General features: G+C 70.4%; 4 protein-coding genes. 1 reads left to right on the forward strand and 3 read right to left on the reverse strand.

Features of this window, described 5'->3' with window-relative positions; translation table 11 throughout:
• Positions 1-902 (forward strand): helix-hairpin-helix domain-containing protein (locus ACQKIP_RS37835; RefSeq protein ID WP_427745183.1); only part of this gene is annotated, 902 nt, incomplete at its 5' end.
• Between the two features lie 30 nt (positions 903-932).
• Here the strand turns inward: ACQKIP_RS37835 and ACQKIP_RS37840 are convergent.
• The 3 genes from ACQKIP_RS37840 to ACQKIP_RS37850 form a co-directional block, all read right to left on the reverse strand.
• On the reverse strand, positions 933-2,576 hold the full coding sequence (locus ACQKIP_RS37840) for an ABC-F family ATP-binding cassette domain-containing protein (protein ID WP_365855279.1): 1,644 nt from the start codon (positions 2,574-2,576) through the stop codon (positions 933-935).
• A gap of 146 nt (positions 2,577-2,722) precedes the next feature.
• On the reverse strand, positions 2,723-3,754 hold the full coding sequence (locus tag ACQKIP_RS37845; protein WP_365855281.1) for an oxidoreductase: 1,032 nt from the start codon (positions 3,752-3,754) through the stop codon (positions 2,723-2,725).
• A 267-nt stretch (positions 3,755-4,021) separates the two neighbouring features.
• Positions 4,022-5,686 (reverse strand): BCCT family transporter, encoded by a 1,665-nt coding sequence (locus ACQKIP_RS37850; protein WP_365855283.1) that lies wholly within the window; start codon positions 5,684-5,686, stop codon positions 4,022-4,024.
• Positions 5,687-5,799 lie beyond the last annotated feature (113 nt).

Raw genomic sequence — 5,799 nt, forward strand, 5'->3', positions numbered from 1 at the left:
GCGTGGGCGTGGACGTGAACACCGCGTCCGCCCCGCTGCTCTCCCGCGTCTCCGGCATCGGCGCGGGCCTCGCCGAGAACATCGTGGCGCACCGCGATACGAACGGCCCCTTCTCCTCCCGCAAGGGCCTCAAGGACGTGGCCCGCCTCGGCCCCAAGGCGTACGAACAGTGCGCGGGCTTCCTGCGCATCCGCGGCGGCGACGACCCGCTCGACGCCTCCGCCGTGCACCCCGAGGCGTATCCGGTGGTGCGCAGGATGGCGAAGAAGACGGGCGGCGAGGTCGCCTCGCTGGTCGGCGACACGGCGACGCTGCGCTCCCTGCGGGCGGACGAGTTCGTCGACGAGTCCTTCGGTCTGCCTACGGTGACCGACATCCTCAAGGAGCTGGAGAAGCCCGGCCGCGACCCGCGTCCCGCCTTCAAGACGGCGACCTTCAAGGACGGCGTCGAGAAGATCTCCGACCTCGCGTCGGGGATGGTCCTGGAGGGCGTCGTCACGAACGTCGCGGCGTTCGGCGCCTTCGTGGACATCGGCGTCCACCAGGACGGGCTCGTGCATGTCTCCGCGATGTCCAAGACGTTCGTCAAGGACCCGCGGGACGTGGTGAAGCCGGGCGACATCGTCAAGGTGAAGGTGATGGACGTCGACATTCCGCGCAAGCGGATCTCGCTGACGCTGCGCCTGGACGACGAGGCGAACGCCGCGGGCGGCGAGCAGCAGGGGCGGGCCGGGCGCCCGCCGCAGCAGCGGGGACAGCGGCCCCCGCGCCAGCAGGGCGGCCAGGGCGGCAAGGGCAAGGGCGGCGGCCAGCGGCAGCAGCGGCAGGCCCCGGCGCCGGCCAATGACGCGATGGCGGACGCGCTGCGCAGGGCCGGGCTCCTGGACCCCAAGCAGCGCTGATCCGGCAAGACCCCGGAGAGTCGGCGGAGGTCAGGGTGACAGCTCGGTCACCTTGCCCTCCGCCACCTCCAGACGGCGCGTGACCCGTACGGCATCCAGCATCCTGCGGTCGTGCGTCACCAGGAGCAGCGTGCCCTCGTACGCGTCGAGGGCCGACTCCAGCTGTTCGATCGCCGGCAGGTCGAGGTGGTTGGTCGGCTCGTCCAGGACCAGGAGGTTGACGCCACGGCCCTGGAGCAGCGCGAGGCCCGCCCGGGTGCGCTCGCCCGGCGAGAGCGTGGCCGCCGGGCGCAGGACGTGGGCCGCCTTCAGGCCGAACTTGGCCAGCAGGGTGCGTACCTCCGCCGGTTCGGTGTCGGGCACGGCCGCGCAGAACGCGTCCAGGAGCGACTCCGGGCCGTGGAACAGCGCGCGGGCCTGGTCCACCTCGCCGACGAGCACCCCCGAGCCGAGAGCCGCGTGGCCCGCGTCCGTGGGGATGCGCGTCAGGAGCGTGCCGAGCAGGGTCGACTTGCCCGAGCCGTTCGCGCCGGTGATCGCCACCCGGTCCGCCCAGTCGAGCTGGAGCGACACCGGGCCGAGGGTGAAGTCACCGCGGTGCACCTCGGCGTCGCGCAGGGTGGCGACGACGCTGCCGGAGCGCGGCGCCGACGCGATCTCCATGCGCAGCTCCCACTCCTTGCGGGGCTCCTCGACGACGTCGAGCCGCTCGATCATGCGCTGCGTCTGGCGTGCCTTCGCGGCCTGCTTCTCGCTGGACTCGCTGCGGAAGTTCTTGCCGATCTTGTCGTTGTCGCCCGCCTTGCGCCGGGCGTTCTTGACGCCCTTGTCCATCCAGCCGCGCTGCATCTGGGCGCGGCTCTCCAGGGCGGACTTCTTGTCGGCGTACTCCTCGAACTCGTCGCGGGCGTGCCGGCGCGCGACGTCGCGCTCCTCCAGATATGCCTCGTAGCCGCCGCCGTAGAGGTTGATCTGCTGCTGGGCCAGGTCGAGTTCGAGGACCTTGGTGACGGTGCGGGTGAGGAACTCGCGGTCGTGGCTGACGACCACCGTGCCGGCGCGCAGTCCCCGTACGAAGTTCTCCAGGCGTTCGAGGCCCGCCAGGTCGAGGTCGTTGGTCGGCTCGTCCAGGAGGAACACGTCGTAGCGCGAGAGGAGCAGCGAGGCGAGGCCCGCGCGGGCGGCCTGGCCGCCGGAGAGGGAGGTCATCGGCTGGTCGAGGCTGATGTCGAGGCCGAGGGAGGCCGCGACCTCCTCGGACCGCTCGTCCAGGTCGGCGCCGCCGAGCGACAGCCAGCGCTCCAGGCTCAGCGCGTACGCGTCGTCCGCGCCCGGCGTTCCGTCGACCAGGCCCTGTGTCGCCTCGTCCATGGCCCGCTGGGCTTCCTCGACGCCGGTGCGCCGGGCAAGGAAGCTGCGGATCGACTCGCCGGGGCGGCGCTCGGGCTCCTGCGGGAGGTGGCCCACGGCGGCGGTCGGCGGCGAGAGGCGCAGTTCGCCGCTCTCGGGGGTGTCGAGGCCCGCGAGGAGGCGGAGCAGGGTCGACTTGCCGGCGCCGTTGGCGCCGACCAGGCCGATGACGTCGCCGGGGGCGACGACCAGCTCCAGGGCGGAGAACAGGGAGCGGTCGCCGTGGCCGGCGGCGAGATTCTTGGCGACGAGGGTTGCGGTCATCAGGGGGTCGAGTTTAGGCGAGGCGCCGGCCCGCTCTCCCGGCAGCACGGACGCAGCGTGCCGCGCAGCCACGGGCGCAGGGGGCCGCGCAGCCACGGGCGCAGGGGGCCGCGCAGCACGGATGCGGGGTGGCGCCGTGTCACCGGCTAGCGCACTATCGGGGTCACCAGGACGCTGTCGGTCGTCCGTGCCACCACGAACGACTCCCCCTTCGTGGCCTTCGCGTCCAGCGTGACGCGGTGCTCCCCGGGGTCCAGGACGCCGTCGAAAACCTCGTGGACCCGGGTGCGCGAGAGCCGGTCGAGGCGGTACGCGATGAGCTGGACCCGGCAGGTCGAGGTGATCTCGACGTCCGCCGTGCCGTCCACCGCCCCCAGCCGCATCAGGCGGCGCTGCTCCAGCGGGCTGGGGTCCAGGGCGTCCTCGATCTGCGCGACCAGGAGCGGGATGATCGGGGCCAGGCCGTCGACGTACGCGACCCGGATCCCCGCCGCGTCGAACGAGGCGCGCACTCCTTCGCGCGTCGCCGCGGACACGGCGTGCCCGAAGACCACCGCCCCGTACGTCCGCAGCTCGTCCGGCGGCACGCCCGCCGCGTCCGCCGCGATCTCGGCGCCGATGCCGATCGTGCGCAGCGCCGCCGCGAGTTTGGCCAGGACGGCGACGCGTGCGCCGATCAGGAGCACCCTGCGCCGGGCCGCCGGTTCGCCGCGGGTCAGCAACTGCCCCAGGGCCTCGCGGTATTCGGCGCCCTCGAAGAGGAAGGGCCCTATGCCGTGGTAGCCGTTGAGTTCCAGGTCGGCCCGCTCGGCCGTCTGCCAGGCGAAGTCCCGCCATACGTAGCTGTCGGTGCCGTCCGGTGCCCGTTCGATGACCGCCGTGACCGCCCCGCACTCCAGGCCCTCGCACTCGGGACAGCCGTAGATGACGTGCCGGTCGTCGCTCAGGGGTGCTTCCGCCTCCAGGAGCAGCCCGCGTACATGGTGGGTGAATATCGCGGGTGGTACGTCGGAGGCCAGGGGGGAGACGGCGTCGAGGTCGGAGAGGTGGAACAGCAGCGGGCGCCCGTTCACGATGAAGTCGAGGAAATCCCGGTGGACTTGGTATTCACCGTTGGCGAGAACTCCACCGGCGCGCATGGCCGGTGCCAGACCGAAGGTCGCGTACTCGGCAGACATGGTGTGAGTATCCCCACCCGGGGGGTGATGTGAGCACGGCATGAGCCATTCCGCTACGTTCCGGGGTCTGATGGGGCAAATGACGGCGATGTAATGACAGTCCGCCGACCTCAATTGCCCCTCATATGCATGGATTTGGGGGCACCGCAGGCTCGGACGGGCGTACGCACGGTCGATGGCGTACACAGCGGTCTCCGGCTGGACGATACGCGCAGGAGGCGGCCGCCTCGCGGACGAGGGCGGCCGCCTCCTGAGAGCGGAGCGGACTCAGACCTTGGTGGCTCCGGTGTCCTCCTCTTCCCCGTTCTCCGCCGGACCGATGCGGATCTCGAAGTCACCGTCGTACTGCTCGTGGCCCGCGATCACGGCCTTCTCGACGGCCTCCGTGCCGTGCTCGCCCCGGACGATCAGCGGGTCGTGGCGCAGGTCCCGCATGAGCGCCACACACATCCCGATCATCACGAGCACGAACGGCGCCGCGACGAGGATCGTCAGATTCTGCAGGCCCGTGAGGGCGTTGCCCGATCCGTCGCCGATGAGCAGCATGATCGCCGCCACGGCGCCGGTCACGACGCCCCAGAACACGACCACGAGCTTGCCGGGTTCGAGCGCGCCCTTCTGGGAGAGCGTGCCCATCACGATCGACGCCGCGTCGGCGCCCGAGACGAAGAAGATGCCCACGAGGATCATCACGAGCAGGCTCGTCACGGTGGCGATCGGGTACTCGTGCAGCAGGCCGAAGAGCTGGCCCTCGGCGGTGGACTCGTCGGCGAGGCCGCCGCCCTCGGCCACCTTCATCGCGCTGCTGCCGAAGACGGCGAACCAGATGAGGCTGACGGTGCTCGGCACCAGGATGACGCCGCCCACGAACTGCCGGATCGTGCGTCCCCGGCTGATCCGGGCGATGAACATGCCCACGAAGGGCGTCCAGGAGATCCACCAGGCCCAGTAGAAGACCGTCCAGCTGCCCAGCCAGTCCGAGACGCCCTTGCCGCTCGACGCCTCGGTACGCCCGACGAGCTGGGGCAGGTCACCGAGGTAGGAGCCGATGGAGGTCGGCAGCATGTCCAGGACGATGACGGTCGGGCCCGCGATGAAGACGAACACCACGAGCAGCAGCGCGAGCACCATGTTGATGTTGGACAGCCACTGCACCCCCTTCTCCACGCCGGAGATGGCGGAGGCCACGAACGCCACCGTCAGGACGGCGATGATGGCGACAAGGAGGCTGGTGGGAACGTCACTGCTCCAGTCGAGCACCTCGAAGCCGCTGCCGATCTGCAACGCGCCGAGCCCGAGCGATGCCGCCGAGCCGAAGAGCGTCGCGAAGATGGCGATGATGTCGATGACCCGGCCCCAGGCGCCGTTCGCGTGCTTCTCGCCGATGAGCGGCGTGAAGACGGCGCTGATGGTCTGCCTGCGCTTGCGCCGGAAGGTGCTGTACGCGATGGCCAGACCCACGACCGCGTAGATCGCCCACGGGTGGAGCGTCCAGTGGAAGAGGGTGGTGGACATCGCCGTTTCCATCTTCGCCGCGGAGTCGGCGGGATCGGTGCCCGGCGGTGGCTTCATGTAGTGGGCGAGCGGCTCGCTCACGCCGTAGAACATCAGGCCGATGCCCATACCGGCGCTGAACATCATCGCGACCCAGGAGACGGTGCGGAACTCCGGCTCCTCACCCTCCTCGCCCAGGGTGATCTTTCCGTACCGGCTGATGGCGAGCCAGAGCGCGAAGACCACGAATCCGCTCGCCGCCAGCATGAAGGCCCAGCCACCGTTGTGGATGAGGCCGTTGAGCATCTTCGTGGAGGTGCTCTCCAGCGAGTCCGTGGCGACACCGCCCCAGACCACGAAGGCCAGGGTGAGCACCGCGGTCACGCCGAACACGATGCGGTCGGTCTGGGGATGGGCGCCGCCATGGGCGGCATGCATCAGATGCCCGTCCCCTTCCCCGCCGTCCGCTTTCTGTTGGTCTTGCGTCACAAGTACACCTCTCACGGTTTCGCATTCGTACAAACTCTGTGGTCCGCTACCCAGTACCACAT

This window comes from Streptomyces sp. NPDC059900, from assembly GCF_050270335.1.
Lineage (GTDB): Bacteria > Actinomycetota > Actinomycetes > Streptomycetales > Streptomycetaceae > Streptomyces.